The organism is Streptomyces sannanensis (assembly GCF_039536205.1).
Taxonomy (GTDB): Bacteria; Actinomycetota; Actinomycetes; order Streptomycetales; family Streptomycetaceae; genus Streptomyces; species Streptomyces sannanensis.
In genome coordinates this window covers 3,651,869-3,678,589 of record NZ_BAAAYL010000001.1, presented here as the reverse complement: position 1 = coordinate 3,678,589, position 26,721 = coordinate 3,651,869, and the positions used below count along the sequence as shown (strand labels likewise).

General features: G+C 70.1%; 27 protein-coding genes. 8 read left to right on the top strand and 19 right to left on the bottom strand.

The annotated features are described in order from the left end of the window. Window positions 1-396: 396 nt before the first annotated feature. A complete protein-coding gene (locus tag ABD858_RS17360) occupies window positions 397-1,173 on the top strand; it encodes an SURF1 family protein (RefSeq protein WP_345038468.1) in 777 nt (258 codons plus the stop codon). Between the two features lie 28 nt (window positions 1,174-1,201). Here the strand turns inward: ABD858_RS17360 and ABD858_RS17355 are convergent, their stop codons facing one another. From ABD858_RS17355 to ABD858_RS17325, 7 genes are all read right to left on the bottom strand, one after another. Continuing rightward, the gene (locus ABD858_RS17355) at window positions 1,202-2,407 is read right to left on the bottom strand and encodes a hypothetical protein (RefSeq protein ID WP_345038466.1); all 1,206 of its coding nucleotides are present in this window, start codon (window positions 2,405-2,407) and stop codon (window positions 1,202-1,204) included. Then, window positions 2,404-3,063 carry a SigE family RNA polymerase sigma factor gene (locus ABD858_RS17350; RefSeq protein WP_425586215.1) on the bottom strand — a complete coding sequence of 220 codons (660 nt, stop codon included), beginning with the start codon at window positions 3,061-3,063 and terminating at the stop codon, window positions 2,404-2,406. Before ABD858_RS17350 ends, ABD858_RS17355 begins: the two co-directional genes overlap by 4 nt. Before the next feature lie 285 nt (window positions 3,064-3,348). After that, window positions 3,349-4,407, bottom strand: coding sequence for an aspartate-semialdehyde dehydrogenase (locus ABD858_RS17345; protein WP_345038462.1), 1,059 nt, complete (start codon window positions 4,405-4,407; stop codon window positions 3,349-3,351). Further along, entirely contained in the window at window positions 4,404-5,675 is a 1,272-nt protein-coding gene (locus ABD858_RS17340) for an aspartate kinase (RefSeq protein WP_345038459.1), read from the bottom strand. Before ABD858_RS17340 ends, ABD858_RS17345 begins: the two co-directional genes overlap by 4 nt. Before the next feature lie 161 nt (window positions 5,676-5,836). Further along, window positions 5,837-6,496 (bottom strand): DUF5063 domain-containing protein, encoded by a 660-nt coding sequence (locus ABD858_RS17335; RefSeq protein ID WP_345038456.1) that lies wholly within the window; start codon window positions 6,494-6,496, stop codon window positions 5,837-5,839. A 412-nt stretch (window positions 6,497-6,908) separates the two neighbouring features. Beyond that, window positions 6,909-7,508, bottom strand: a complete 600-nt coding sequence (gene recR / locus ABD858_RS17330) for a recombination mediator RecR (protein ID WP_345038454.1) — start codon at window positions 7,506-7,508, stop codon at window positions 6,909-6,911. Window positions 7,509-7,563: 55 nt separating this feature from the next. Beyond that, entirely contained in the window at window positions 7,564-7,899 is a 336-nt protein-coding gene (locus tag ABD858_RS17325; protein ID WP_345038452.1) for a YbaB/EbfC family nucleoid-associated protein, read from the bottom strand. 244 nt (window positions 7,900-8,143) lie between these two features. Here ABD858_RS17325 and ABD858_RS17320 point away from each other — a divergent pair, with 244 nt between their 5' ends. After that, window positions 8,144-8,848 carry an SLATT domain-containing protein gene (locus ABD858_RS17320; RefSeq protein WP_345044621.1) on the top strand — a complete coding sequence of 235 codons (705 nt, stop codon included), beginning with the start codon at window positions 8,144-8,146 and terminating at the stop codon, window positions 8,846-8,848. Between the two features lie 36 nt (window positions 8,849-8,884). Here the strand turns inward: ABD858_RS17320 and ABD858_RS17315 are convergent, their stop codons facing one another. The 4 genes from ABD858_RS17315 to ABD858_RS17300 form a co-directional block, all read right to left on the bottom strand. Next, entirely contained in the window at window positions 8,885-9,535 is a 651-nt protein-coding gene (locus tag ABD858_RS17315) for a hypothetical protein (protein ID WP_345038450.1), read from the bottom strand. Window positions 9,536-9,607: 72 nt separating this feature from the next. After that, window positions 9,608-12,046: a dolichyl-phosphate beta-glucosyltransferase gene (locus ABD858_RS17310; RefSeq protein ID WP_345038448.1), complete on the bottom strand. Its 2,439-nt coding sequence runs from the start codon at window positions 12,044-12,046 to the stop codon at window positions 9,608-9,610. Continuing rightward, complete coding sequence (locus tag ABD858_RS17305) at window positions 12,046-12,723, bottom strand: GntR family transcriptional regulator (protein ID WP_345038445.1); 678 nt, start codon at window positions 12,721-12,723, stop codon at window positions 12,046-12,048. The genes ABD858_RS17310 and ABD858_RS17305 overlap by 1 nt, the downstream gene beginning before the upstream one ends. 90 nt (window positions 12,724-12,813) lie before the next feature. Beyond that, window positions 12,814-14,172 carry an aspartate aminotransferase family protein gene (locus tag ABD858_RS17300; RefSeq protein ID WP_345038443.1) on the bottom strand — a complete coding sequence of 453 codons (1,359 nt, stop codon included), beginning with the start codon at window positions 14,170-14,172 and terminating at the stop codon, window positions 12,814-12,816. 276 nt (window positions 14,173-14,448) lie between these two features. On the opposite strand from ABD858_RS17300, the gene ABD858_RS17295 reads away from it, so the two are divergent. Together ABD858_RS17295 and ABD858_RS17290 are read left to right on the top strand one after the other, a co-directional pair. Continuing rightward, window positions 14,449-16,215 carry a serine/threonine-protein kinase gene (locus tag ABD858_RS17295; RefSeq protein WP_345038441.1) on the top strand — a complete coding sequence of 589 codons (1,767 nt, stop codon included), beginning with the start codon at window positions 14,449-14,451 and terminating at the stop codon, window positions 16,213-16,215. A gap of 29 nt (window positions 16,216-16,244) precedes the next feature. After that, window positions 16,245-16,982, top strand: coding sequence for a hypothetical protein (locus ABD858_RS17290; protein ID WP_345038439.1), 738 nt, complete (start codon window positions 16,245-16,247; stop codon window positions 16,980-16,982). Between the two features lie 227 nt (window positions 16,983-17,209). Here ABD858_RS17290 and ABD858_RS36830 read toward each other — a convergent pair whose 3' ends face one another. From ABD858_RS36830 to ABD858_RS17260, 7 genes are all read right to left on the bottom strand, one after another. Then, on the bottom strand, window positions 17,210-17,425 hold the full coding sequence (locus ABD858_RS36830) for a type II toxin-antitoxin system HicA family toxin (protein WP_425586213.1): 216 nt from the start codon (window positions 17,423-17,425) through the stop codon (window positions 17,210-17,212). Continuing rightward, window positions 17,425-17,667: a type II toxin-antitoxin system HicB family antitoxin gene (locus tag ABD858_RS17285; protein WP_345038437.1), complete on the bottom strand. Its 243-nt coding sequence runs from the start codon at window positions 17,665-17,667 to the stop codon at window positions 17,425-17,427. The genes ABD858_RS36830 and ABD858_RS17285 overlap by 1 nt, the downstream gene beginning before the upstream one ends. Window positions 17,668-17,807: 140 nt before the next feature. After that, entirely contained in the window at window positions 17,808-18,101 is a 294-nt protein-coding gene (locus tag ABD858_RS17280; RefSeq protein ID WP_345038434.1) for a hypothetical protein, read from the bottom strand. Beyond that, window positions 18,101-18,478 (bottom strand): hypothetical protein, encoded by a 378-nt coding sequence (locus ABD858_RS17275; RefSeq protein ID WP_345038432.1) that lies wholly within the window; start codon window positions 18,476-18,478, stop codon window positions 18,101-18,103. The genes ABD858_RS17280 and ABD858_RS17275 overlap by 1 nt, the downstream gene beginning before the upstream one ends. Before the next feature lie 241 nt (window positions 18,479-18,719). Then, a complete protein-coding gene (locus ABD858_RS17270; RefSeq protein WP_345044618.1) occupies window positions 18,720-18,908 on the bottom strand; it encodes a DUF397 domain-containing protein in 189 nt (62 codons plus the stop codon). 13 nt (window positions 18,909-18,921) lie between these two features. Next, window positions 18,922-19,773 carry a Scr1 family TA system antitoxin-like transcriptional regulator gene (locus ABD858_RS17265; protein ID WP_345038430.1) on the bottom strand — a complete coding sequence of 284 codons (852 nt, stop codon included), beginning with the start codon at window positions 19,771-19,773 and terminating at the stop codon, window positions 18,922-18,924. Between the two features lie 121 nt (window positions 19,774-19,894). Beyond that, on the bottom strand, window positions 19,895-21,178 hold the full coding sequence (locus ABD858_RS17260; RefSeq protein ID WP_345038428.1) for an adenylosuccinate synthase: 1,284 nt from the start codon (window positions 21,176-21,178) through the stop codon (window positions 19,895-19,897). Window positions 21,179-21,341: 163 nt separating this feature from the next. On the opposite strand from ABD858_RS17260, the gene ABD858_RS17255 reads away from it, so the two are divergent. Continuing rightward, window positions 21,342-22,172 carry a diacylglycerol kinase gene (locus tag ABD858_RS17255; RefSeq protein ID WP_345038426.1) on the top strand — a complete coding sequence of 277 codons (831 nt, stop codon included), beginning with the start codon at window positions 21,342-21,344 and terminating at the stop codon, window positions 22,170-22,172. Between the two features lie 348 nt (window positions 22,173-22,520). Here the strand turns inward: ABD858_RS17255 and ABD858_RS17250 are convergent, their stop codons facing one another. Then, window positions 22,521-23,018, bottom strand: a complete 498-nt coding sequence (locus ABD858_RS17250; RefSeq protein WP_345038423.1) for a GbsR/MarR family transcriptional regulator — start codon at window positions 23,016-23,018, stop codon at window positions 22,521-22,523. A gap of 86 nt (window positions 23,019-23,104) precedes the next feature. On the opposite strand from ABD858_RS17250, the gene ABD858_RS17245 reads away from it, so the two are divergent. The 3 genes from ABD858_RS17245 (at window position 23,105) to ABD858_RS17235 (ending at window position 26,693) form a co-directional block, all read left to right on the top strand. Next, window positions 23,105-24,013: an ABC transporter ATP-binding protein gene (locus ABD858_RS17245; protein ID WP_345038421.1), complete on the top strand. Its 909-nt coding sequence runs from the start codon at window positions 23,105-23,107 to the stop codon at window positions 24,011-24,013. Next, a complete protein-coding gene (locus tag ABD858_RS17240) occupies window positions 24,010-25,620 on the top strand; it encodes an ABC transporter permease (protein WP_345038419.1) in 1,611 nt (536 codons plus the stop codon). The genes ABD858_RS17245 and ABD858_RS17240 overlap by 4 nt, the downstream gene beginning before the upstream one ends. Before the next feature lie 149 nt (window positions 25,621-25,769). Continuing rightward, window positions 25,770-26,693, top strand: a complete 924-nt coding sequence (locus ABD858_RS17235) for a D-alanyl-D-alanine carboxypeptidase family protein (protein WP_345038416.1) — start codon at window positions 25,770-25,772, stop codon at window positions 26,691-26,693. Window positions 26,694-26,721: the final 28 nt, after the last annotated feature.

The window sequence follows — 26,721 nt, the reverse complement described above, 5'->3', positions numbered from 1 at the left end:
AGCCACCGGACACGCGGTTCCATGTGGCGTGGACCACGCCGATCAGTCGAGCCCCTCCACGGCTTCACAGAGGGCCGCACAAGCTCGGAATCACACCATCGCCTCGACGTCGGACGGAGGCTGTAAATCGTCATAGTGACGTTGGTCGGGCCGCTGCACGCATCGCCCTCGCGTCACGGATGTCGCCGACTCCCGTCGCCACCACCATGTGGGCGTAGTTGTCAGCCACCCGGTCATAGGACTCACGGACCACGTCGAGATCGGCTGGGCAGTCAATATGGTGTGGGCGCATCAGCCAACAGCGGTGCTCGGGAGAACTCACGGGATGTCGCACACTCCGGGCGCGGAGTGGCCCCCGCGACCCGTCGCGGGTGCGGCGGCCCGTACCGTGGAGGGGTGTATCGGTTCCTGCTGACGCCCCGCTGGTGGGGGATCAATCTCTTCGTCGTGCTGGCCATCCCCTTCTGCCTCTTCATGGGGACCTGGCAGCTCGGCCGGTTCGAGGCCCAAGTGGAGTCGCACCAGGCCGCCGAGGCGCGGCCAGATCAGGACACCCGCAAGGCGGCGCCGCTCGACGAGCTGCTGCCCGTGGACCAGGAGACGTCGGGACGGCAGGCCACGGCCACCGGGCGGTACGCCGAGCAGTTCCTGGTGCCCGACCGGGAGCTGGACGGCAAGCGCGGGTTCTACGTGCTGACCATGCTGCGCACCGACGGCGGCAAGGCCCTGCCCGTGGTGCGCGGCTGGCTCCCCGGCACCGCCGGAGGGAGCGGACAGCCGAAGGTGCCCGCTCCGCCGTCCGGTGAGGTCACGGTGACCGGCGCGCTCCAGGCCTCGGAGAACGCCGAGGCGGTCGGGGCGCAGACGGCCGGCGGACTGCCGGACGGCCAGCTCGGCATCATCAGCGCCGCGTCGCTGGTGAACATGGTGCCGTACGAGGTGTACGACGCCTGGGTGACGCTGCCCGAGGGCGACGCGGGGATGCGGGCTGTGCCCGTGACCGCGCCGCAGGGCAGCGAGCTGAACCTCAAGGCGTTCCAGAACCTCGGCTACACGCTGGAGTGGTTCGCCTTCGCGGCCTTCGTGGTCTTCATGTGGTTCCGGTTGCTGCGGCGGGAGGCCGAGGCCGCCAGGGATGTCGAGCTCGGGCTGGCGGCCCCGTCTGCCCAGTAGCGCCCGTCGGCGCCGGTGCCAGGGCGTCTCAGGACGTCCTGAGCACGCCCGTGCGGTAGATCGTGCCCGCGCAGGCGTTGCTGATCGTCGCTCCCGCGCTCGGTCCGCCCACCGCCGGGGTGTAGCCGACCTCGACGCCGCCGTCCTGCAGCTGTCCGCCGCCCTCGCCGGCGAGCTGGGGCTGAGCGTTCGTCATGGGGGTGCTTTCGCCGCTCGTCTCGCCGGAGGACGTGCCCGTGGTCGGCGAGGGTTCGGGCGTGGGAGGCACGGTCGGACAGGTGTCCGAGGGCACCCACGCGAACCGCACCTCGTACGCCTCGGCCGGTGCCAGGACGAGCCCTGAGGTCTCCTGGGACGTGTCGGGCAGCCCGGCGGCGGGGTCGCCCTGGGTGTGCTCCACGACGGTGACCCTGGCCGGATCGGCCGCGCCCCTCGCCTGGACCGACACCGTGCCGGCGCCGCCGACCACGCACTTCGTGCCGGAGACGTTGGCGACACGGAAGGTGCCGTAGACCTTGCCCTCGGCGTCCGGTGAGCCCACCTGGGCCGTGGTGAGGCCGAGCTGGCCCGCCTCGCACACTCCCGGGACCGTGACGGCGCTGCGCGAGGGATCGGGCTGGCCTCCGCCGCCCGTGGTACCGGTCTCCTTGCCGGTCTCCGGGTCCTCGCTCCTGCTGGGACTGCTGCTCACCGTCGACTGCGCGGAGGGTCCTGACGGCCCCACCGCTCCTTCTTTGCCGCCCTGCGCGGACGACTTGGCGCCGGGATCGTCCTCGGCCCGCTCGCCGTGCCCGGCGATGGAGGGGGAGGCGGTCAGGCTGCCGGAGTTGGCGACGTGGACGAAGGCGGGCACCGCGGTGCCCACGAGCAGTGCCGCGGCGATCGTGCCGATCGCGATCTGACGGCGCCGGGCGCGCCGGGCGGGGACCGCGGTGCGCAGGTGGTCGAGGGCGCTCTCGGAGGGCTCCAGGTCCTCTACGGCGCTCTGCATCAGCCTGCGCAGGGACAGCTCGTCCAGGGCCGGCGGATCGATCTCGTCCGCGCCACCGTCGAGGCAGCCGTCGAGGCTGCCCTCGACGCCGTCCGCTCCGTCGTCCCGGCCGTGGCCCGGCACGTGGTTGTCAGGCCCGTCGTTCACCGTGTCGTTCCCAGTCCGGTCGTCGTTCAACGGCCCGTCCGGCCTGTACCGCTCGTGCTCGTCCTCGTGCTCGTTCTCGGGCGTGCGCTTGTTCATGCCGACGCCTCCATGGCGACACGCAGCGCCTTGATGCCGCGTGAGCCGTAGGCCTTCACCGAGCCCAGCGAAATACCCAGCGTCTCGGCGACCTGAGCCTCCGTCATGTCCGCGAAGTAGCGCAGCACCAGCACCTCGCGCTGGCGGCGCTGAAGCCCACGCATCGCCTTGATCAGTGCGTCGCGCTCCAGCTGGTCGTACGCCCCCTCCTCCGCGCTCGCCATGTCCGGCATCGGCTTGGAGAGCAGCTTCAGGCCGAGGATGCGGCGACGCAGCGCGGAGCGGGAGAGATTGACGACGGTCTGACGCAGATAGGCGAGGGTCTTCTCGGGGTCGCGGACACGTTTGCGCGCCGAGTGCACCCGGATGAACGCCTCCTGGACGACGTCCTCGCAGGAGGCGGTGTCGTCGAGCAGCAGCGCGGCGAGGCCGAGGAGCGACCGGTAGTGGGCGCGGTAGGTCTCGGTGAGATGGTCGACGGTGGTGCCCGCGGCCATGGCGGCGTCAGCGCCGTCGCGTGGAGACGGGATGCGGGTGGGACGTGCTGCGGGCATGGGGGCGATCACCGGCATGCTGCCGGGAGTGCGGGACCGCCGGAACGGGAGCACTTGCGCTCCGCACGCCGGGGCCGCTGCGATGTCGAGTACCTCTGCCACGCCAGTTGGACACGCTTCCCCCCGTCAGGGTTGTACGCGTAACACACCGTTTTTGACAGCGCACCGAAAGTCGTCATGCGTACCCGTTCTCACCCAATGCCCCATTTTCAGCGGCACCTTGAATGGAGTAACCGAAGAGACGCTCCCCGGCCCGCCGCCGGTTGCGGAATCACGGTCAGCGAGTCGTGCAACACGACAACAGCCCTGATCAGGTGATCCGGACCAGGGGTTGCTCACGGAGCGTCCACAGATCCTACAAAGGTCTGCGGCCGGACCGCCATGAATTCACAGCGGCATGAATTCCGCCGCGACCAACTCGGCGATCTGCGCGGTGTTCAGGGCGGCACCCTTGCGCAAATTGTCCCCGGATACGAAGAATTCCAGCCCTTGTGGGTCGTCGAGCGAGCGCCGTACCCGTCCCACCCAGACCGGGTCGGTGCCCACGACATCGGCCGGCGTCGGAAAGTTCCCGGCCGCCGGATCGTCGAAAAGCACCACGCCCGGGGCGGTCGCCAGGATCTCGTGGGCCCGCGGGACGGTGACCTCATGCTCGAAACGGGCGTGCACGGCGAGCGAATGGGTGTTCAGCACGGGGACACGGACGCAGGTCGCGGACACCCGCAGCTGCGGCAGGTCCAGGATCTTCCGCGTCTCGTCGCGGATCTTCAGCTCCTCCGAGGACCAGCCGTCCTGCCCGTACGTCCCCACCCACGGCACCACGTTGAGGGCCAGCGGCGCCGGGAACGGCCCGGTGTCCTCCCCCAGCACGCGGCGCACGTCCCCGGGGGCGGCCCCCAGTTCCGTACCGGCGACGAGCGAGAGCTGGGCGCGCAGCGTCTCGGCCCCGGCGCGGCCCACGCCGCTCGCGGCCTGGTACGAGGAGACGACCAGCTCGCTCAGCCCGAACTCGGCGTGCAGCGCACCCGCCGCGACGATCATCGCGAGCGTGGTGCAGTTCGGGCTCGCCACGATGCCGCGCGGGCGGAGCCGCACGGCATGGGGGTTGATCTCGGGAACGACCAGCGGCACGTCCGGGTCCATCCGGAACGCGGCCGAACTGTCCACCACCACCGCGCCCTTGGCGGCGGCGATCGGCGCCCACTGCGCGGAGACCTCGTCCGGCACGTCGAACATCGCGATGTCGACGCCCTCGAAGACCTCCTCGGTGAGGGCCGCCACTTCGGTCTCCTCCCCGCGCACGGCCAGCTTGCGGCCGGCCGAGCGCGGGGACGAGACCAGACGGATGTCGCCCCAGACGTCAGCGTGCTGCGACAGGATCTGGAGCATCACCTCACCGACTGCTCCGGTCGCCCCCACGACCGCGAGCGTCGGTCTGCGGGTCATCGCCCGGTGCCTCCGTAGACGACCGCCTCGTCGCTGTCGCTGTCCAGGCCGAAGGCGGTGTGCACGGCGCACACGGCTTCGTTGACGTCGTCGGCGCGGGTCACGACCGAGATCCGGATCTCGGAGGTCGAGATCAGCTCGATGTTCACGCCCGCGTCGGAGAGCGCCTCGAAGAAGGCCGCGGTGACACCCGGGTTGGTCTTCATGCCGGCGCCGACCAGGGAGATCTTCGCGATCTGGTCGTCGTAACGCAGCGACTCGAAGCCGATGGCGGCCTTCGCCTTCTCCAGCGCCTCGGTGGCCTTGTGGCCCTCGGCCTTGGGGAGAGTGAAGGAGATGTCGGTCAGACCGGTGGAGGCGGCAGAGACGTTCTGCACCACCATGTCGATGTTGATCTCTGCGTCAGCGATCAAACGGAAGATCACGGCGGCCTCGCCCGGCTTGTCCGGCACCCCGACGACGGTGATCTTCGCCTCGGAGGTGTCGTGGGCGACACCGGAGATGATGGCCTGCTCCACCTTCTGGTCCCCTTGCGGTTCGTTGCTGACCCATGTGCCCTGGAGCCCCGAGAACGAGGACCGGACATGGATCGGGATGTTGTAACGGCGTGCGTACTCGACGCACCGGTGCAGCAGCACCTTGGAGCCGGAGCTGGCGAGCTCCAGCATGTCCTCGAAGTTGATCCAGTCGATCTTGCGGGCCTTCTTCACGACCCGCGGGTCGGCGGTGAACACGCCGTCCACATCCGTGTAGATCTCGCAGACCTCGGCGTCCAGCGCGGCCGCCAGTGCGACAGCGGTGGTGTCGGAGCCGCCGCGTCCGAGGGTGGTGATGTCCTTCTTGTCCTGGGACACACCCTGGAAGCCGGCGACGATCGCGATGTTGCCCTCGTCGAGAGCGGTGCGGATGCGGCCCGGCGTGACATCGATGATGCGCGCTTTGTTGTGGACCGAGTCGGTGATGACGCCCGCCTGGCTGCCGGTGAACGACTGGGCCTTGTGACCCAGGTTTTTGATCGCCATCGCCAGCAGGGCCATGGAGATCCGCTCCCCGGCGGTCAGCAGCATGTCGAACTCCCGCCCGGCAGGAATCGGGGAAACCTGCTCGGCGAGATCGATCAGCTCGTCCGTCGTGTCGCCCATCGCGGATACCACGACGACCACCTGGTGGCCGGCCTTCTTGGCATCGACGATTCGCTTGGCGACGCGCTTGATGCCTTCGGCATCGGCTACGGAGGAGCCTCCGTACTTCTGCACGACAAGGCCCACGTGCGCTCCTCGCTCAGTCCGTGTCTTTCCGGGGGGCGACCCGGAACAATTCCGGCGCCCCCGCAGTACTGCGGTCGGTTCAGTCTAACGAGGCAACCGGAATCGCCCGATTCATATCGCATCGTGAGATGCGGCGTTCATGTCGTAATCGTTCGGGGTGATCACTGGGCAGGGCGCAGACCCAGCGGTGCCCCGAGCTCCTCCGCCATGACTTTGCCCGCCTCCTCTGCGAGGTCGTCGTCGTCCGTCGGGGAGTCCGTGTCGAGGCCGTCGAGCTCCGCCAGGGGCTGGTCGAGGCGGACATGGGCGACGAGGGACTGAAGGGCCCGCAGGGTGGCCGACGCGGTGGAGCCCCAGTTGGAGAAGTAGGAGAACTGCCACCACCACAGGGCCTCGGCGGTGCGGCCCGCCCTGTAGTGGGCGAGTCCGTGGCGCAGGTCGGTGACGACATCCGCGAGGTCGTCGGAGATCCGGCAGGCGACCGGGGCCTTGCGCGGCTCGTACGGATCGAAGACCTCGGAGTAGACGTCCACCGGGTCGAGGATCGCGGCCAGCCGCTCACGCAGGTCGTCGACGTCCGGCTCCGGGCCGAGGTCCGGCTCGTAGCGCTCGTCCGGGACGAAGTCCTCGTGGGCTCCGAGGCGGCCGCCGGCCAGCAGCAGCTGCGAGACCTCCAGCAGCAGGAACGGAATGGCGCTGTCCGGCTCGTCGCCCTTGGCCACCTCGGTGACGGCGACGATGAAGGACTCGACCTGGTCGGCGATCTGGACCGAGAAGTCGCCCGGATCGCGCAAGGCGGAGTGGAGCATGGCGTCAGACATCGTGCAGGCCTCCCTCAGCGGCCTTCGGCCGGCAGGCTCGTGTTGCCGCGTGTGTTGCCGCGGATGTTTCCTCGTCATACATCCAGGAGCCGCCTTCCCTCGAAGGCACGCCCCAGCGTGACCTCGTCGGCGACCCGTCTTTCCGCGCCCCTCGCACCGCTCCGCCGCCACGCCGCGGAGCGGCTCGTGTCACTGTGGAGCGCTGTGCCGGACTCCGTCCGGCCGGCGTGGTGGGCCAGACGGTCAGACATCGAGCAACCGCCTCCCTTCGAAGGCACGCCCCAGCGTGACCTCGTCGGCGACCCGTCTTTCCGCGCCCCTCGCACCGCTCCGCCGCCACGCCGCGGAGCGGCTCGTGTCACTGTGGAGCGCTGTGCCGGACTCCGTCCGGCCGGCGTGGTGGGCCAGGCGGTCAGACATCGAGCAACCGCCTTCCCTCGAAGGCACGCCCCAGCGTGACCTCGTCGGCGTACTCCAGGTCTCCGCCCACCGGGAGGCCGCTGGCCAGCCGGGTGACCTTCAGGCCCATCGGCTTGACCATGCGCGCCAGGTACGTGGCCGTGGCCTCGCCCTCCAGGTTGGGGTCCGTCGCCAGGATCAGTTCCGTCACCGTGCCGTCGGCGAGGCGGGCGAGGAGCTCGCGGATCCTCAGGTCGTCGGGGCCGACGCCCTCGATCGGGCTGATCGCGCCGCCGAGCACGTGGTACCGGCCCCGGAACTCGCGGGTGCGCTCGATCGCCACGACGTCCTTCGGCTCCTCGACGACGCAGATGACCGCCAGGTCGCGACGCGCGTCCCGGCAGATCGCGCACTGCTCCTGCTGCGCGACGTTGCCGCAGACCGAGCAGAAGCGGACCTTGTCCTTCACCTCGAGCAGCGCGTGCGCGAGCCGGCGGACGTCGGCGGGCTCGGCCTGCAGGACGTGGAAGGCGATCCGCTGCGCGCTCTTGGGACCGACGCCGGGCAGCCTGCCCAATTCGTCGATGAGGTCCTGGACCACGCCTTCGTACACCGGAGCGCCTCTCTCGTCTGACTGTGATAGGTACGGTAGTTCCCCGGCAAAAGCCTTAGAAGGGCAGTCCCGGCATGCCGCCCAGGCCCTGGGCGAGCGGGCCCAGCTTCTGCTCCTGGAGCGTCTTCGCGTTCTCGTTGGCCGCCTGCACCGCGGCGACGATCAGGTCGGCGAGGGTCTCCGTGTCCTCCGGGTCGACCGCCTTCGGGTCGATCACCAGGGCCCGCAGCTCACCGGAGCCGGTCACGGTGGCCTTCACCAGACCACCTCCCGCCTGGCCGTCCACCTCGGCCTGTGCCAGTTCCTCCTGGGCCCGCGCCAGATCCTGCTGCATCTTCTGGGCCTGCTGGAGGAGCTGCTGCATATTGGGCTGGCCGCCACCAGGGATCACGATTCGCTCCGTCTCTTCTCACGGCTTCTACCGGCAGTCCCGAGCCTACGTGGTCGCCGGACACCGCGCCCCATGCCGCCCGCAGCGACTCTTTCGGGTGAGAGGCGGTAAGCGCCTATACCTGATCAAGGCCTTCTTACGAGCGGAATTCCCGGGATACCGGCCCCGCGGCCCACCATTCGGCGGTAGGAAAGGCGTGGGAGAAAAGCAGCGCGGAGGGAGCGGCCGGGTGAGCCAGCCGGAGATGGAGGAGGGCGGCGGGTCACGGCCGTGCGATCTGACCGGGCGGCCGTTCCCGCTCGGCGACTGGGGTGAGCCGGCCGAACGCCTCGACGAGCTCTACCGCCGGGTCGAGTCCGACGCCCTGCGCACGGCGGGCTGGTACCTCGCGGACCGCGCGTGGAAGCGCCGCGGAGCGCAGGCACTCCGGGCCGGTACGGCGGCGGGGGTCGTCGCCGGTGCCGCGCTGCCGCTGCTGGACCTCACCGGCGGCCTCCCGGGGGCGGCGGGCTGGGGGTATCTGTCGCTGCTGCTGGGTGCGGCGTGCGCGGCCTGTGACCGGTGGTTCGGGCTGACCGCCGGGTGGATGCGGGACATGGCGACGGCGCAGGCGGTGCAGCGGCGTCTGCAGACGCTGCAGTTCGACTGGGCGTCGGAGAGCGTGCGGGAGGTACTGGGCCCGACCGAGGGCACGGCGAGCGAGGCGGCGGAACGCTGCCTGACCGTCCTGAGGCGTTTCTCGGAGGACGTGACGGAGCTGGTGCGCTCCGAGACCGCGGACTGGATGGTGGCGTTCCGGTCCGGTCCGGCGCCGCTGGTGATGCAGGCGGCGGCCGCGCCCGGGTCCCGCGCGGACGGGGTGAACGGGTCGGTGGTGCCCCGTTTCCCGCTGCCGCCGATGGCCCGCCCGAACATGCCCCGGCAGCGGCCGCCGGAGACGCCGCGCTGACGTCTCCGGCGGCGGGTACGGACCGGTGGACTTCGGTCAGCTGAAGATGATCATGGAGCCTTGGGCCAGGCTGCGGGTCGCCGCCGCGTGGAGGCCCAGCCAGACATGGCGTTCGCGGGCGAAGGGGCTTTCGTCGTAGGGGATGGGGCCCGCCGGTTCCTCGAGGGTGGTGGCCCGCTGGGGCGGGGCCGGGGCGGCCGGGGGGTTGGCCGGGTCGATACCGATCGACGGGGCGACGGACTGCAGCTCGCGCAGCAGCCCCTGGGCGGAGCCGAGGGGGCCGCCGCCGGCGAGGAGCTCGTCGTTGGACAGCGGGGCCGGGAAGTCCACCGGCACGTATGCCCCCGCGTGGTCGTAGTGCCAGACCAGGTGGGACTGCTGGGCGGTCGCCTCGAACATCTCGAGGAGCTGTTCGTAGTCGCCGCCGAGCGCGTCGACCGGCGTCACCGCCAGTCCGCAGATCTGGAGCAGGTACGCACGGCGCAGGAAGTGCAGGGCGTCGTAGTCGAAGCCGGCGACGGGCGCGACGTCGCCGGACAGGCCGGGCATGTAGGTGAAGACGGGGACGGACGGCAGCCCGGCCTCGCCGAGTGCCTTGTCGTACGCCGCTATCTCCTCCGCGAACGGATTGTCGGGGCTGTGGCACAGCACATCGACGAGGGGGACCAGCCACAGGTCACAGGCCAAGAGAGGCTCCACTGGGTCGCGCGTTGGTCGGGACAGCGTAATGCGCCGCACACGCTCCGCACAGACACCGGGTCAGGACGGGGACGGCAGGTCCCAGATCCAGGCGCCGCCCACCCACTCGCCGTCCCGCCCCAGGAGTTGCTTCACGGTCTCGTACAGCGCCTGGTCGTTGGCCTGGGGGGCCAGCACCACGACGCCCGCGTGCCAGTACGCGAGGTCCGCGCGGGCCTGAGCGCGCCACTCGGAGCCGATGGGCGGGGCCGGCTGGCCGTAGCCGATGTCCCGCAGCAGGCTGGATGTGTGGCGGGGCGGGGGTCCGTAGATGCCGATGCGCTCCGGGCCCCACGGCCCGTTGAAGTAGCCGCCGGGCACGGAGAAGCCGAGCCCGGTCGCCGACTGCCAGTGCAGCGCCGACGTGTAGGCCGGGTCGGGCACCGGCACCGGCACCACCGACTCGCCCTTGCCGACGTACGAGCGCCACAGCCCGTCGGAGATGAAAGGCGGCACGGGTTCCCGGTCGCGCGTCGGGAAGGGCGTCGGCACGATCGGCAGCAGAGCGACGGCGACCGCGGCCAGCCCCAGAACCCTGTTCGCAGGCACCGGGGTGGCCGCCAGCCCGGTGATCGCCATAGCCACCAGCGCCCCGAGCGCCGGCGCGCAGATCATGCCCACCCGGCCCTCGACCACCGACTCGAACAGCGGCTGGTGAGCGAGCATCCGCCACGGCCCCGGCAGCACGATGTCGGTGAGGGGGATACGGATCTTCGGGCCCATGGAAAGCAGTGCGGCGGCCACCGTGGTGAACGCCAGCGCCTTGACCAGGGGGCGCCGCCACAGGCGGACGGTGATCGCGAAGGCGAGTACGACCAGCGGCCAGCCGTAGAAGGCGTTCTGCTCCGTACGGTTCATGGCGAGCCCGTCCGCGATCTTCTCGCTGCCGAACAGGGAACGCTGCGCGAACGCCAGGAAGGAGAGTGGGCTGTTGCCCGCGTTGTCGCCGTGCAGCACGCTCTTGTAGCTCTGCGGCCCGAAGAACTGCCAGTACAGCGGGAAGGCGACCAGCGGCAGGCAGACCGCGAGCGCCACCCCCACGCCCTTGAGCAGTGGCATCGCCGCGGTCCGGGCGGCCTCACGGTTCGCGAGGGCGTACGACACCACGAAGAGCAGGATCCCCACAGCGGCGAGCAGCAGCGCCTCCTCGCCGATGAAGATCTGGTACGTCGTGAACAGCCCCAGCAGGACCCCGTCCCGCACGGGCCGACGGCCCGTGCACAGCCGCAGCACCCGGTCGATGATCACGGGGATCATGAAGAGCACCACGAAGTTGGGGTGGGCGTTGCCGTGCGAGATCATCGGCGGCGCGAAGGTGGCGAGCGCCGCGCCGACCGCGGCCGCCCAGCGGTTGCCCACCGCCCACCGCACGAACAGCCAGTACCAGGCGATGCCCGTCGCGGTGAGCCCGAAGGTGAGCACCAGCGCCCAGGTGACGGTGGGTCCGAAGGCCAGAGTGACCGGGGTGAGCGGCACGGACAGGCCCAGCATGGCCGTATTGGCCATCAGATTCACGCCGTCGGGAAAGTTCTGAAGGGTCGTGAAGAACGGATTGTGCAGATGGGAGACGTTGTGCGCGGTGACCGCGAAGAACCACTCCCACTGAGTCTGGTCCGACCCGGAGTCGGCGAGATAGCGGCGGCCGAGGTCCGCCCACAGTCCCTTGTAGAGGAGCTCGGACGCGAGCAGGAAGAGCGCACAGACGACCACGTCCACGCGGCGCACCGTCCGGGCGCGCAGCTGTACCAGCTCGACCAACACCTTGCCGTAGTCGGCCGGACGGACCTTGGAGCCCTCCTGGTGCGCCCAGCGCACCGGAACCTCGGCCACCTGCCAGCCGGAGCGGCGGAAGAACCGCAGCACCTCTACGTCGATCCCCCACCCGTCGAGCCGGGCATCGCCGAAGGCGGCCCGGGCCTTGTCACCGTCGAACAGCTTGAATCCGCACTGGGTGTCCCTGATACCGGGCACGGCCACGGCCCGGATCAGCCGGTTCGCCATCCTGCCGCACCACTCGCGGACCTTCCCCTGGTGCACTTCGATCATAGCCCCCGGGTGCGCGCGCGACCCGATCGCGGCGTCGATCCCGCTCTCGTCCAGCTCTGCCGCGAGCCGCTCCAACTCCTCGACGGGGGTGGCGAGATCGGCGTCGGTGATCAGTACCCGGTCGCCGCGCGAGGCGAGCACTCCGCACCGCAGGGCGTAGCCCTTGCCGCGGTTGGTCTCGTTGGTGATCACCCTGATCCGGGGATCCTCGGCCGCGGCTCTTATGGCGATCTCGACGGTACGGTCCGCGGATCCGTCGTCGACGACGATCAGCTCCCAGCTGCCGGGCCTGCCCTCCAGATGGCCGCGGACCGCGTCCAGAGTGGGGCAGAGCCGGTTCTCCTCGTCGTATGCCGGGATGACGACCGTCAGATCGACGGTGGCCGTCAGCGTCCGGTCGTCGACCGCGACCATCAGTGCCCGCCTTCGAGTCGGTCCGCCCAGGTCCGGCTGTGCGCGTGGTAGGCCGTGAGGACCGCCTGCGCCGCGTCCGCGTCGCCCCGCGCCACGGCGTCCACGAGTTCCTCGTGGCCGTCCCACAGCCAGTCCTTGAGATCGTCGCGCCCGCGCAGGTGCGGGACGGCGAACACCCAGCACTGCACACGCAGTCGGTGCAGGAAGTCGGCGACATAGCGGTTGCCGCCCAGTACGCCGAGCTCGCGCCAGAACCGCAGGTCGTAGCCGATGAGTACGGCCAGGTCGCCGAGCCGGGCGGCCCGTGCGGACTCCTCGGCGCGGCGGCGGACGGAGGCCAGGGCGGTGTCGTGCGCCGGGTCCGTTCCGTTCAGACCGGTCTTGTGGAAGATCCCGTCGACGACCATCGCGCGGGCCTCGACCATGCCCCGGTAGTCGTCGAGCGAGAACTCGTGGACCCGGAAGCCGCGATGATGGTCGGAATCGAGCAGCTCCTGCGCCGCCAGGTCGACCAGCGCCTCGCGCACGGGGGTGGCGGACACCCCGTACTGCTCGGCGATCTGTTTGACGGTGAACTCCTGACCCGGATGCAGGCGCCCGGCGAGGATTTCGTCACGCAGCGCGTCCGCGACCTGCTGTCGCAGGGTGCTGCGGGTCACCGTTCCGCTGGCGGGCATGTCGTTCTCTCCTCACGTCCGGCTTCCGTCACCTTAGGGGGTGTCGGAAGCCGGGACGCGCGACCCGCGCTGTCAATTCACGTGATTGGATCAGTAGATGGTGTGTTCATCGGCCACGGTGAGCGCCTCGTCGAGAATCGCCAAGCCGTCCTTGGCCTCGGCCTCGGTGATGTTGCAGGCCGGGACGACATGAGTGCGGTTCATGTTCACAAAGGGCCACAGGCCCTTCGCCTTGCAGGCGGCGGCGAAGGCGGCCATCGGGGCGTTGGCCTCGCCCGCCGCGTTGTACGGCACGAGCGGCTCGCGGGTCTCCTTGTTCCGCACCAGGTCCAGCGCCCAGAAGGCACCCAGACCACGCACGTCGCCCACGCTCGGGTGGCGCTCGGCCAGCTCGCGCAGCCCCGGGCCGATGACCGTCTCGCCGAGGCGGGCGGCATGCTCGACGACGCCCTCCTCCTCCATCGTGTTGATCGTCGCGACGGCGGCGGCGCAGGCCAGCGGGTGGCCGGAGTAGGTGAGGCCGCCGGGGTAGGGGCGCTTGTCGAAGGTCGCGGCGATCTCGGCCGAGATGGCCACGCCACCGAGCGGCACGTAGCCGGAGTTCACGCCCTTGGCGAAGGTCATCAGGTCCGGTACGACGTCGAACTGCTCGGCGGCGAACCACTTGCCCGTACGGCCGAAGCCCGCCATCACCTCGTCGAGCACGAACACGATGCCGTACCGGTCGCAGATCTCCCGCACACCGGCCAGGTAGCCGGGCGGCGGGACCATGATCCCGGCGGTGCCGGGGACGGTCTCCAGGATGATCGCGGCGATCGTCTGCGGACCCTCGAAGGCGATCGTGTCCTCGAGGTGCTGGAGCGCGCGCTCGCACTCCTGCTGCTCGTTCTCGGAGTAGAACGGCGAGCGGTAGAGGAACGGCGCCCAGAAGTGGACGACGCCGGCGGAGCCCTGGTCGGAGGGCCAGCGGCGCGGGTCGCCGGTGAGGTTGATCGCGGTGGAGGTCGCGCCGTGGTACGAGCGGTAGGCGCTCAGCACCTTGTGGCGGCCGGTGTGCAGGCGGGCCATGCGGACGGCGTTCTCGACCGCCTCGGCGCCGCCGTTGGTGAAGAAGATCTTGTCCAGGTCGCCGGGGGTGCGCTCGGCGATGAGACGGGCCGCCTCGGACCGTACGTCGACGGCGAACGCGGGCGCGAAGGTGGCGAGCCGGCCGGCCTGCTCCTGGATCGCGGCGACGACCTTGGGGTGCTGGTAACCGATGTTGGTGTAGACGAGACCGCTGGTGAAGTCGAGGTAGCGCTTGCCCTCGTAGTCCCAGAAGTACGCGCCCTCGGCGCCGGCGACGGCGAGCGGGTCGATCAGGCCCTGGGCGGACCAGGAGTGGAACACGTGCGCGCGGTCGGCAGCCTTGACTGCGGCTCCCGCCTGCGGGTCGGCATGAGGGGTCATGCCGCACAGGCTAGGTGTCGGGTACGGGACACGACATCGGCGTGGTGCACGCAAGCGAAGGCTCCGGCTCGACAGTGTGTCGCCGGGCCGGACCACGCCCGGGTTCGGCGGCAGACGGCGTCCACGTCGCGCCCGTGGTGGTGAGCGTGCCGGCGAGGGAGGCCGTTACCGAAGCGTAGATGTTTCGGGGCCCCGCTGTCGTACCCGCGCACTATTCTCGATTCGTCGCATCTCCGTGGGGGAACACGGGGGAGGCACGGGGGAAGGTGCACGACGATGGACAAGCTGGAACCGGGGGATCCACTGGGGGTACCCCCGGGCGAAGCCTGGGGGAAGATCGGCGCCTACCGGCTGCTGGCACGCCTCGGCGCGGGCGGTATGGGCCAGGTCTTTCTGGCCCGCTCCGACCGCGGCCGCACCGTCGCGGTCAAGCTGATCCGCCGGGAACTCGCCGAGCGGGAGGAATTCCGCGACCGCTTCCGCCAGGAAGTGCAGGCCGCGCGGCGCATCGGCGGCCAGTGGACGGCGCCCGTCCTCGACGCGGACACCGAGGCTCCGGTGCCATGGGTGGCGACGGGCTATGTGGCCGGCCCGTCCCTGCAGTCCGTGGTCTCGGGCGGACACGGGCCGCTGCCCGAACGTTCCGTGCACATCCTGGGATCGGGGCTCTCCCACGCGCTTCAGGACATCCACACGGCCGGGCTGATCCACCGTGACCTCAAGCCCTCCAATGTGCTGATCACCATCGACGGCCCGCGCGTCATCGACTTCGGCATAGCCCGGGCCCTGGACACGGTCACGGACGGCGGACTGACGCGGACGGGCGCGCTGGTCGGCTCCCCCGGGTTCATGGCCCCCGAGCAGGTGCGCGGCACACGCGTCACGACGGCCTGCGATGTCTTCTGCCTGGGCTCCGTGCTCGCCTACGCGGCGACCGGCCGGCTGCCGTTCGGCTCCGCGGACAGCGGAGTGCATGCCCTGATGTTCCGCATAGCCGAGGAGCCGCCGGACCTCGCCGGAGTCCCGGAGAGCCTCCAGGACCTGATCCACGACTGCCTCCTCAAGGATCCGGCCGCGCGCCCGACAGTGGCGCAGTTGCTGCAGCGCACGGGCCGCGCCACGCCCGGCGAGCCATGGCTGCCCGGCGCGCTGGTGGCCCAACTGGGCTCCCACGCGGTGCGACTGCTGGAGGTCGAGACCCCGACGGGCGAGATACCGCTGCCGCCGCCCGCCCCCGCGGACCCGGAGCCGGAGCACGCCCCGGCACCGGACGGGGTGCACCATATGCCGACGATGATCGTGGGCCCGGCGTCCGTGCCCACGCCCGCACCCGCACCGGCCCAGCCGCCGGGGTACGGGGTGACACCCCCGTACGGGCCACCGCCACCGCCCGGTTACGGCTATCCGCCACCGTCGGGTTACGGCTATCCGCAGCCGGGCGGCTACGGCTCCACGCCGCCCTACGGCCCGCCCCCCATGCCCGAACCCCCGCGCCGCAACGGCCGCGCCACCGCCGCGCTGGTCGCCGTGGCCGTCGTCGTCGCCCTCGGCGCGGGCGGCGCGGTGTACGCGGTCATGAACGGCGACGCCGGCCACAAGGGCAGGAAGGACCCGGTGGCCGGCCGTTCCGACGATCCGAATCCCCCGGTGACCGGAACCCCTTCGGCGCCGCCGGCCTCACCGACCGGGACCGACGAACCCCCGGCCGGCGACATCCCCATGGAGTACCTCGGCACCTGGCGCGCCACGTTCGACACCGCCGACGGCACCAACACCCGCGAGATGACCATCGCCCAGGGCCCGCCCGGCGAGACGGTCATGACCCTCTCCGGCCACGGTCCCGCCTACGACTGCCGCTGGACGGCCACCCTCAAGTCCGTCGGCCCCCCGCTGGAAATCGGCCCCTCCGAGGTCACCTACGGCGACCGGGCCACCTGCTCCCCCGGCCAGTGGAGCCGCCTCACCATGCAGAACGACATCACGCTCGTCCGCGAACTGGTCGGCTCCGGCGGGGAGCCACTGACGTACACAAAGGTGGACTGACGAGCGCCGGGACCGTAGAACAAGTGATCATGAATCTGACTGTTGAGCGGACAGGCGCTCGCGAATGGTCCGACGAGCAGCTGGAGATGCTGTTCGCCGGAGGCTTCCCACAATTCATCACCGCTGATCAGACGGTCAAGCAGTACATCGGCAGGGTCCGGGAGTGGTTCGGCGACCTCGACCTGATGCTGATCGACGAACACGGCGTGCCCGTCGCCACCGGCTGGGGGGTGCCACTGCGTTGGGACGAGCGCGTCGAGTCCCTGCCCACCGGCTACACCGATTCCCTCGTGCGCGCTGTGGAGGGCCGGGAGCAGGGCGTCGCGCCCGACACCCTGGTCATCTGCGGCGCGATCGTGGCCCCCGCCCTCAAGGGGAAGGGCCTCGCCGGAGAGGTGCTCTTGGCGCTGCGCCAGGCGGCCGAGGAGGCGGGCTGGCCGCGGGTGATCGCGCCGGTGCGGCCCACGGCGAAGTGCCGGTACCCGCTGACACCGATCGAGATGTTCATGGAGTGGACCCGCCCCGACGGCACCGCATTCGATCCGTGGGTGCGCACCCATCTGAAGCTCGGTGGCCGGATCCTGGCGGCCGCACCGGTCTCGCAGACCATGACGGGGACGGTCGCAGAGTGGGAGAAGTGGACCGGGACGGCCCTGCCCGGCTCCGGCGAGTACGTCATCCCGGACGGGATGAGCCCCCTGCACATCGACCGCGACGCCGACCTGGGCACGTACACCGAGCCGAACATCTGGATCCGGCACCGCTGACGCTGGTCAGCGCGTATGGATGGGCTGCCGGGGGATGCACACGACGGCGGCGATCAGGACGAGTACCGCCGCCGCGAGCGTCACCGCCCCGATGGACCAGCCCAGGTGGAGGAGGGCGGCGCCGAGGAGCCCGCGGTGTCACGGCCGCCCCGCGCTTCGCCGGCACGCCGCCTCCCTCCTCGCTCAACTGCTGCTTGCCATCGATCCAGGGCCTGCTCGCCCGAAGGTCACAGCGCGTCGATGAGCTGATCTGCGGTGACTCCCGCCTGCCGAAGTACGTTCGCGAGCGTTCCCCTCGGGACTGGGTTGCGATGCGGTACGACGCAGACGACGCTTCCCCGCCGCATCACCGTGTGGGAGCCCTTACCCGCCCTGCGGGTGAAGCCCAGCCGCTCCAGTGCCTTGATGAGCCGGTCCGAAGAAATCTGCGGAAGTGGTGGCATCAGGCGGCGTTCACCCTTACGTCCACGTCGCCGGACCAGGCGTCGGCTTGCCGGGCGGCGATCACCTCTGCGTCCTCCCGTGACACTTCCGCGAGATAGAGCTCAAGGGCCTCGGTGATCATCGCCTTCGCCTCGGCGAGGTCTTTTCCCCAGCTGGTCGTCCCGGTGACCGGCTCCAGAGCGTTGTAGCCGCCTTCATCAGGCGTATAGACGATGTGAAAGGTAACGCGCTGATCAGGCATGGGAGGTCTCCCGTCGCGGTGTGGCGGTCTCCAGTGTGGAGTTTACGGGCGCCCGCTGGGCCAGCCCGATGTAACCGTGCAAAGCACGCCTGGCTCCGTGCCGGAGCGCGGAACCAGGCCGGTGGCAGCTGCCGGAACAGCTACGGCCAGCGTGCCCCCGAGGGGCCGCGCACGGTCTTCCGGCAGTCCGGTGTGCGGTCGGCGGGCGTGGTCACGGGCTCCTCGTCGAGCGCGAAGCAGAGCTGTGCGTGCAACACCTCCGCCTCAGCGGGGGTGAGCCGGAGGGCGAGGTCGGTGTCGAACTTGCCGTCCCGTTGCAGCCACAGGTGGATGGCGAGGCTGCCATCGGGCTCACGCCGTACCGGCTTGCTGGGTACGCGGCTGATGCGCAGGCCGCGCGGGTCGCCGGGCATGGTGGCGGCTTGGGTTCCCATCAGGCTGCCACCCCCGTGACCGGGGTGCCGACAAGATGCCCGTGGATCACCCTCGGTCCGATGTCGATCCCGTCCAGCGCGAGGGCGAGCGCGAGGCGCCGCGCCCGCTGTTCGTGCGCGCGGAGGTACGGCCGCACGAGCGGCCCAGCGGGGTCGAGTACGGGCTGGTCGTCTCTGCCCCGGGCGCGCGGGCGCGGCCAGGGGGCGGTGAGGTGGAGGGGTGCGGTGTTGCGGACGAGCAGCCGCAGACCGGACGCGGTCCGGGGAGCGGGCGCTGTCCGTTGCGTGCCCTGACGGTGTCGTCCCGTCGCGGGCATGAGCAGCGTAAGGAGTCGATCGAATGTTCGTTGGAGGGCTGACCAGATACGGTGGCTCATGCTGACGCTCCTCTGAAGCGTTGGCCATGCCCCGGGGTGCTGCTAACACCGCCGGGGCGCTTCATTCCCACAGCAACCCACAGGTAACGATGCGCAGTTGCTGCGTCGGCCTGAACCGTAGCGCCAACAGGGATGCAGATTCAACATGTTGTATCCAGCGCACACGAGATGGCATATGCCAGGCGCACGAGGAAAGCAAGACCCCTCGCCTTGAGAGGCGAGGGGCCCGCAGGTTGGCCGGTCAGATCAGGCCGTCGAACTCGCCCGCCTTGACGCCGGCCAGAAACGCACGGAGCTTCTCTGGAGTGGTCCGGATGATCACGGCAGAGTCGTCGCTCTCTCGTACGAATATTTCACCTTTGTGCGAGGCGAGTTCGAGGCAGTTGTCTGTGTCGGTCGAGAACGAGGACTTGCGCCACTGGATTTCCACTGTGCTCACGCTTTCATAGTTGCCGTGCCACTTCGCGAATGAAGTCTCGTGAATCATCCGGTCCGAGAGTCCGCCGCTCCATGCGGTCCATCACCACGCGACAGTTCGCGAGGTGGGTCTCTGAATGCAGGAACGCCGACCCGGTGGGGATGTCCATCTGAACCATGTCGAGCTGGGTAACCGGCCCGTAAGCATAGAGAGTTGAGCTCCCCGCGTTGGGGAAGCCGCCGGCTGCGAACGGCACGACGCGTACCACCACGTTCTCCCGTTCGGACTGCTTCAACAGATGATCCAGCTGAGCCTTGATCACTCGCGCGCTTCCGAACCACATGCGCAGCGCCGCTTCATGGATGAGAAACGTGCACACAGGGCGTTGCGGGTGGTCGAGCACCTCGCTCCGCTTGATCCGAAAGGCAACCCTCCGCTCAAGGGCCTCGGGATCCAGAGGGGGAACCGCCTCCTTGAAGACGGCTCGGATGTAGTCCTCGTGCTGGAGGAGGCCAGGCATGTGCATGATCTGGACCGACCGGAGCGCGACTGCATAGTGCTCCATCTCCGCGAGGTCCAAAGCAGCGGCGGTGAGTACGCTCCGGTACTCGTCCCACCAGTTCGTACCGCGCTCTCTGGCCATCTCGGCGAGTGCTTCGATGTAATCGCGGTCAGGGCACGAGTAATTGGCAGCCCAGACCCGTACGCGGTCAGCGCTCACTCCGAAGCGACCGGACTCGATGTTGCTGACCGTGGTCCGATCCGTGCGATGCATCACGGCGGCCTCGTTGATCGTGAGGCCGACGTGCTCGCGCATTTTGCGCAGCTCCGCGCCCAACCGTCGCCGCCGCTCGGTCGGAGGCTTCCTTGCCGACATCAGCCACCCCCGCCCGTCTCCTTCATGGCGCACAGCGTAACCACGCTGCCCTGTGCCCGGCTGCCCTTGTGCGGCGGCCGTTGAGCAGAACGCTCACCGGCCGCCGCACAGGATCAAAGGATCACAGGAAGGAGTTGATCTCGATCGTCTCGGTACGGCCCGGGCCGACGCCGATCGCGGAGATCGGGGCGCCCGACATCTCCTCCAGGGCCTTCACATAGGCCTGCGCGTTCTTCGGCAGGTCGGAGAAGGTCTTGGCCTTGGTGATGTCCTCGGACCAGCCCGGCAGGTACTCGTACACCGGCTTCGCGTGGTGGAAGTCGGTCTGGGAGTACGGGAGCTCCTCGACGCGCTGCCCGTCGATCTCGTACGCGACACAGACCGGGATCTGCTCCCAGCCCGTGAGCACGTCGAGCTTGGTCAGGAAGAAGTCGGTCAGGCCGTTGACCCGGGTGGCGTAGCGCGCGATGACCGCGTCGAACCAACCGCAGCGGCGGTCGCGGCCGGTGGTGACGCCGCGCTCGCCGCCGATGCGGCGCAGCGCCTCGCCGTCCTCGTCGAACAGCTCGGTCGGGAACGGACCCGCGCCGACACGGGTCGTGTAGGCCTTGAGGATGCCGATGACCCGGCTGATCTTCGTCGGGCCCACGCCCGCACCGGTGCAGGCACCGCCCGCGGTCGGGTTCGAGGAGGTGACGAAGGGGTACGTGCCGTGGTCGACGTCCAGCAGGGTGCCCTGGCCGCCCTCGAAGAGGACGACCTTGCCCTCGTCGATGGCGTTGTTCAGGATCAGCGTGGTGTCGGCGACGTACGGCCTGATCTGCTCCGCGTACTGGAGCATCTCTTCGACGATCTTGCCGGACTCGATGGCACGGCGGTTGAAGACCTTGGCGAGGAGCTGGTTCTTGGACTCCAGCGCCGCCTCCACCTTCTGGGTGAGGATCGACTCGTCATAGAGGTCCTGGACCCGGATACCGACGCGGTTGATCTTGTCCGCGTAGGTCGGGCCGATGCCGCGGCCCGTGGTGCCGATCTTGCGCTTGCCGAGGAAGCGCTCCGTGACCTTGTCGAGGGTCACGTTGTACGGAGTGATGAGGTGAGCGTTACCGCTGATGAGCAGCTTCGACGTGTCGACGCCGCGCTCGTTCAGCCCGCTCAGCTCGGAGAGCAGGACCGCCGGGTCGACGACGACACCGTTCCCGATGACCGGGGTGCACCCCGGGGAGAGGATTCCGGAAGGGAGAAGGTGCAGTGCATACTTCTGGTCGCCGACGACAACCGTGTGGCCGGCGTTGTTGCCGCCCTGGTAACGCACTACATAGTCAACAGATCCGCCGAGGAGATCGGTGGCCTTTCCCTTGCCCTCGTCACCCCACTGAGCACCGAGCAGCACAAGTGCGGGCACAGGCGTACACCCCTTCCGGGCGGGGCATGTCCAAGGTCAGGGGGCGTACGACGATGTACACCGCAGGGCTGAGCCGTCGGACGGTACCCCGGAATAGACGAAGCCCCTGGCGCAATAGCGCAAGGGGCTCTTGCACAAAGATGCTACCCGAGGAAGGACCGAGGTGTCGGCTCACGACCAGCTCCTGGTGGTCATCGACCCGGTCGCTCGCAGGACCGACGGCGAGTCCGTTCGTATCGCGAAAGATGTGCTGTGCGCGGGCGCGGCGACGAAAATCTGTCTTCCCGACAGCCCGGAAGAATTCGCCCGGGCCCTCGCCCGCAGGGGAAGCAGACGGCCCGTCGTCATCGGCGACGACCGGGCGCTGCTGCGCACGGTGACCCTGCTGCACCGGGCTCGTGAGCTGAGCGAGGGGGCGTTGTCGCTGGTGCCGGTGGGCACCGCGCCGGCGCTGGAGCTGGCCCGTTCGCTGGGCGTGCCGACCGGCGCGGTGGCGGCGGCGCGGGCCGTGCTCGACGGGACCGTACGGCAGCTGGATCTACTGGTGGACGACAGCGACGGGGTGGTGCTGGACGCGCTGCGCATCCCGGCGCCGACCGGTGTGGCGCCGACGCCTTCTCCGGCCCCGGCCTCCGTCTGGAAGGCCTGCCGGTCGCTGGTACGCACCCTGGTACGGTCCGCCCCCTCGGTACGGGGTGCGGCGCCGGCGCGGCCCCACCGGCTGCGCGTGGAGGCGGACGGGGTGCTGCTCAGCGATCTGGACCAGGCGGTCGAGGACGTGTCGGTGCACTCGTGGGACGGCGTCGCCGAGGTGGTCGTACGCCCGCAGTCGGCCGATCCGGTGCGGGCGAAGGCCCATGAGGTGACCGTCTCGGGCCCGTCCTTCCGCTACCGGGCGGACGCGCTGGTGAACGGGCCGGTGCGGAGGCGGACCTGGACGGTACGGGCGGGGGCGTGGGCGCTGACCCTCCCGGCCGGGGCACGGGCCGACTGACCCTCCCGGCCGGCTCTACGGGCCGGAGCGCGGGCCGGTGCGGAGGCGGACCTGGACGGTACGGACGGGGGCGTGGGCGCTGACCCTCCCGGCCGGGGCACGGGCCGACTGACCCTCCCGGCCGGCTCTACGGGCCGGAGCGCGGGCCGGTGCGGAGGCGGACCTGGACGGTACGGACGGGGGCGTGGGCGCTGACCCTCCCGGCCGGGGCACGGGCCGACTGACCCTTCCCGGCCGGGGCACGGGCCGGCCGAGTCTCCCCGGACGCCGCGCGGGCCTGCCGAGTCCCCGCGCGGGGCGGGCCGGCTCAGGAGAGGCCGAGGCCGGCGCTCCCGGCCGGAGTGCGGCTCAGGAGAGGCCGAGGCCGGCGCGGTGCTCCCGCCAGCGGCCCATCATCCCGTGCATCTCCTTCTGGAGGAACTCGAAGAAGGCCGCGGTCTCGGCCACCCGTGTCCCCGCCGCCGTGTCCTGCCCCAGTGTCTCGGCGCCGTCGCGGAGCGTGCCCTCCCAGCGGGTCAGCAACTGGTCGCGGCGGGTGAAGGTCTCGTACCAGAGCTCGTTGTGCAGGACATAGCGGTCACGCCGCGAGCCGGGTTCCCTCTCGCGGCTGACCATGCTCGCCTGGGCGAGGTAGTTGATCGCGCCGGAGACGGCCGCCGGGCTGATCCGCAGCTGTTCCGCGAGCTCCGCCGAGGTCATGGAGCCGCTGTCGGACGCGAGCAGCGCGGCGAAGACCCGGGAGGCCATCCGTTGCATGCCGGCCTCGGTCAGCTGGGCCGCGAAGCGTTCCACGAAACGGGAGACCGCTTCCTCGTCGCGCCCCTGCGGGGCGGTTTCAGCACTCATCGGCACCTCGTCTCCGTTCGCCACCACCCGACTTTATACGCTTCCTTAACTTCACAAGATTATGAAAGTATCGTAGATTCAGAAGCATGACGAAGGCAATCAGTGTCGCCGGGCTCCACAAGTCGTTCGGCCGGACGCACGCGCTGAACGGTCTCGACCTCGCCGTCGAGACCGGCGAGGTCCACGGTTTCCTCGGCCCCAACGGCTCCGGGAAGTCCACGACCATCCGGATCCTGCTCGGCCTGCTCCGCTCCGACTCCGGTGCCGCGCGGATGCTCGGCATGGACCCGTGGACCGATGCGGTGGAGCTGCACCGGCGGGTGGCCTACGTGCCCGGCGATGTGACGCTGTGGCGGAACCTGAGCGGCGGCGAGGTCATCGATCTCCACGGGCGGCTGCGCGGGGGGCTCGACAAGGCCCGGCGCGCCGAGCTGATCGAACGGTTCGAGCTGGACCCCACCAAGAAGGGGCGTACGTACTCCAAGGGCAACCGGCAGAAGGTCGCCCTGGTCGCCGCTTTCGCGTCCGACGCGGATCTGCTCATCCTCGACGAGCCGACCTCCGGGCTCGACCCGCTGATGGAGGAGGTCTTCCAGCGGTGCGTCACCGAGGCACGCGACCGGGGAGCCACCGTCCTGCTGTCCTCGCACATCCTCAGCGAGGTCGAGAGCCTCTGCGACCGGGTCAGCATCATCCGCAAGGGACGGACCGTGGAGAGCGGTTCGCTCGCCGACCTGCGCCATCTGACCCGTACCAGCGTCTCCGCCGAACTCGCCGGAGCACCCAACGGGCTCTCCCGCCTCCCCGGTGTGCACGACCTCCAAGTCCAGGACAGGCGCGTCAGGCTCCAGGTCGACACCGACAAGCTCGACGCGGTGCTCCGGTCGCTCACCGCGTCGGGGGTGCGCTCGCTCACCAGCACCCCGCCCACCCTTGAGGAGCTCTTCCTCCGCCACTACCAGGACGATGTGCGCGAAGAGGCGATGTCGCGATGACCACCGTGTCCATGCCGGCCCCAGCGATCCGCGGCTCGCACCGGCAACTGGCCGGTACCGGGACCCTGCTGAGGCTCGCTCTGCGGCGCGACCGGCTCATGATGCCGATCTGGGTCCTGGTCGTCGGCGGCATGGTCTCCAGCGGCGCCGGCTCGCTGGGAAGCCTGTACGGCACGCCCGCCGCGCGCGCCGAGCTCGCCCGGTCGATGAGCGCCGACAGCTCACTGCGGTCCCTGTACGGGCCGGTGTTCGGTGACTCGCTCGGCGGCCTCGTCGCCTGGCGCTTCGGCACCTTCGCCGCCGTCCTCACCGGAGTGATGAGCATGGTCATCGTCGTCCGGCACACCCGGGAGGAAGAGGAGACGGGCCGCCAGGAGCTGCTCTCGGCCGCCATGGTGGGACGGCGCGCGCCGCTCACCGCCGCGCTGCTGACCGCGCTGGTCGCCAACGCCGCCGTCGCCCTCGTCGTCACGGCCGGACTCTCCGGCCAGGGCTCGGGCGGAGCGCTCGCGCTCGGACTCGCCGTCGGCGGGACCGGCATGGTCTTCGCCACTTCGGCGGCGATCGCCGCGCAGCTCACCGAGAGCGCGCGTGCGGCAAAAGGGCTCACGGCCGCGGTCATCGGTGCCGCGTTCGTGCTGAGGGCGGCGGGTGACGCATCCACCAACGAGGGTTCGTCCGTGCTGACCTGGCTCTCGCCGATCGGCTGGGCGGAGAACGTGCGTGCCTTCGCCGGCGAGCGCTGGTGGGTGCTGCTGCTCCTCGCCGTCGCGATCCTCGTCCAGGCCGCCGCCGCCTACGCGCTCACCGCACGGCGGGATGTCGGCATGAGCTTCCTGCCGTCCCGCCCGGGCCCGGCGGAGGGCCGGCTCTCGACGGCGTACGGACTGGCCTGGCGGCTCCAGCGGGGCAGCGTGCTCGGCTGGACGACGGGCTTCCTCCTCGCCGGGATCGTCTTCGGCGGAATCACCGAGGGCGCGGCCGACCTGGTCGGCGACAACGAGCAGGCGCGCGCGATCTTCGAGCGGATGGGCGGGCAGTCGGGGCTCACCGGCGCGTTCCTCGCCTCGATGACCGGCATGCTCGGGATGGTCGCGGCGCTGTATGCCGTCGCCTCGGTGCTACGGCTGCACGGCGAGGAGACCTCGCAGCGCGCCGAGCCGGTGCTGGCCAACGCGGTCGGCCGGATCCGGTGGGCCACCGGCCACCTGGTCATCGCCTTCGGCGGCGCGGCCCTGATCATGACGGCCGGCGGGCTGGGACTGTCGATCGGTTACGGGCACGAGCTGCCGGCGGTCCTGGGGGCGAGCCTGGTGCAGCTCCCGGCGATCTGGCTGCTGGGCGGGCTGACGGTGCTCCTGTACGGCGCCTTCCCGAAGGCCGCCGTGGCCTCCTGGGCCGCGGCGGGACTGGCTCTCGCCCTGGGGTGGATCGGGCCGGCACTGAAGCTCCCGCAGTGGGTGATGGATCTGTCCCCCTTCGGCCATCTGCCGAAGCTGCCGGGCACGGAGATGGACTGGACCCCGGTCCTGCTGCTGACGGTGCTGGCGGCTGCCCTGACCGCGACCGGCCTGGCGGCCCTGCGCCGACGCGACCTCGCCGGCTGACCTCCCCGGAAACATCCGCACGGCATCACACCTCAATTCACTCCAAAGGGGCTTATTCGGGTATTGAGTTACGTACAGGACTGAAGCCCCTTTGCCACAAAGCTCAGGATGTGGCACTGTCCCTGTCCAGACAGCCAACGGAGCATTCATTGAGACTCGGGTTCAAGGGTGTCCGCAAGTGGGGCGCAACCGTCGTCGCCGGTAGCGCGCTCGTCGTGGCCGCGCCGCTGGCGACCCCGGCCCACGCCGCCGGCCCCTCGGGCGTCACTTCCACGAACGCCTACCTGTTCAACGCTGCCGACGGCGCCCCGATTTGGGGGGTCAACGCCGACACCAAGCGGCAGCTGGCCAGCACCACCAAGATCATGACGGCCGCGGTCGTCACCCAGAAGGCCGGCATCGACCTGAACAAGCAGGTCACCGTCCTGCAGGTCTACCGCGACTACGTCGCCGCCAAGGGCGCGAGCACCGCCGACCTGAAGACCGGTGACAAGGTCACCGTGCGCCAGCTCCTGTACGCGCTCATGCTGCCCTCGGGCTGCGACGCGGCCTACGCGCTCGCGGACATCTACGGCACCGGCACCACCCGGCGCGCGCGCGTCGCGAACTTCATCAGCCAGATGAACGCGAAGGCCGCCTCGCTCGGCATGAAGAACACGCACTTCGACTCGTTCGACGGCAACTCCACGACGGGCCAGAACTACAGCACCCCGCGCGACATGGGCCGACTGGCCCGCAGCGCGATGAAGAACAGCGACTTCGCCGCCGCCGTCAAGACGAAGAGCATCTCGACGAAGACCCCGAGCGGCAACCGCACGTACACCTGGTACAACACGAACAAGCTGCTCGGTTCCTACACCGGCGCCGTCGGCCTCAAGACCGGCACCAACACCCCCGCCGGTCCGTGCCTGGTCTTCGCGGCCACCCGTAACGGCCGTACCGTGATCGGCATCACCCTCAACGACTCGTACCGCTTCACCAACGCGGCCAAGATGCTGGACTACGCGTACGGCACGAACACCGCGACGACGATGAAGCTCCAGCCGCTGCCCGCGCGCGCGCAGCAGGACTGATCTCGCGTCGACGCACAGCGCGGCATCG

Excerpts from the sequence above, each read along its gene's own strand:
- ABD858_RS17355 (WP_345038466.1), bottom strand. The coding sequence starts at position 2,407 with ATGAACAAGCGCACGCCCGAGAACGAGCACGAGGACGAGCACGAGCGG.
- ABD858_RS17275 (WP_345038432.1), bottom strand. The coding sequence starts at position 18,478 with ATGAGCCACCGTATCTGGTCAGCCCTCCAACGAACATTCGATCGACTC.
- ABD858_RS17280 (WP_345038434.1), bottom strand. The coding sequence starts at position 18,101 with ATGGGAACCCAAGCCGCCACCATGCCCGGCGACCCGCGCGGCCTGCGC.
- ABD858_RS17345 (WP_345038462.1), bottom strand. The coding sequence starts at position 4,407 with ATGACCCGCAGACCGACGCTCGCGGTCGTGGGGGCGACCGGAGCAGTC.
- ABD858_RS36830 (WP_425586213.1), bottom strand. The coding sequence starts at position 17,425 with ATGCCACCACTTCCGCAGATTTCTTCGGACCGGCTCATCAAGGCACTG.
- ABD858_RS17265 (WP_345038430.1), bottom strand. The coding sequence starts at position 19,773 with ATGTCGGCAAGGAAGCCTCCGACCGAGCGGCGGCGACGGTTGGGCGCG.
- ABD858_RS17335 (WP_345038456.1), bottom strand. The coding sequence starts at position 6,496 with ATGTCTGACGCCATGCTCCACTCCGCCTTGCGCGATCCGGGCGACTTC.
- ABD858_RS17290 (WP_345038439.1), top strand. The coding sequence starts at position 16,245 with ATGAATCTGACTGTTGAGCGGACAGGCGCTCGCGAATGGTCCGACGAG.
- ABD858_RS17250 (WP_345038423.1), bottom strand. The coding sequence starts at position 23,018 with ATGAGTGCTGAAACCGCCCCGCAGGGGCGCGACGAGGAAGCGGTCTCC.
- ABD858_RS17300 (WP_345038443.1), bottom strand. The coding sequence starts at position 14,172 with ATGACCCCTCATGCCGACCCGCAGGCGGGAGCCGCAGTCAAGGCTGCC.
- ABD858_RS17310 (WP_345038448.1), bottom strand. The coding sequence starts at position 12,046 with ATGGTCGCGGTCGACGACCGGACGCTGACGGCCACCGTCGATCTGACG.
- ABD858_RS17295 (WP_345038441.1), top strand. The coding sequence starts at position 14,449 with ATGGACAAGCTGGAACCGGGGGATCCACTGGGGGTACCCCCGGGCGAA.
- ABD858_RS17320 (WP_345044621.1), top strand. The coding sequence starts at position 8,144 with ATGGAGGAGGGCGGCGGGTCACGGCCGTGCGATCTGACCGGGCGGCCG.
- ABD858_RS17305 (WP_345038445.1), bottom strand. The coding sequence starts at position 12,723 with ATGCCCGCCAGCGGAACGGTGACCCGCAGCACCCTGCGACAGCAGGTC.
- ABD858_RS17245 (WP_345038421.1), top strand. The coding sequence starts at position 23,105 with ATGACGAAGGCAATCAGTGTCGCCGGGCTCCACAAGTCGTTCGGCCGG.
- ABD858_RS17285 (WP_345038437.1), bottom strand. The coding sequence starts at position 17,667 with ATGCCTGATCAGCGCGTTACCTTTCACATCGTCTATACGCCTGATGAA.
- ABD858_RS17240 (WP_345038419.1), top strand. The coding sequence starts at position 24,010 with ATGACCACCGTGTCCATGCCGGCCCCAGCGATCCGCGGCTCGCACCGG.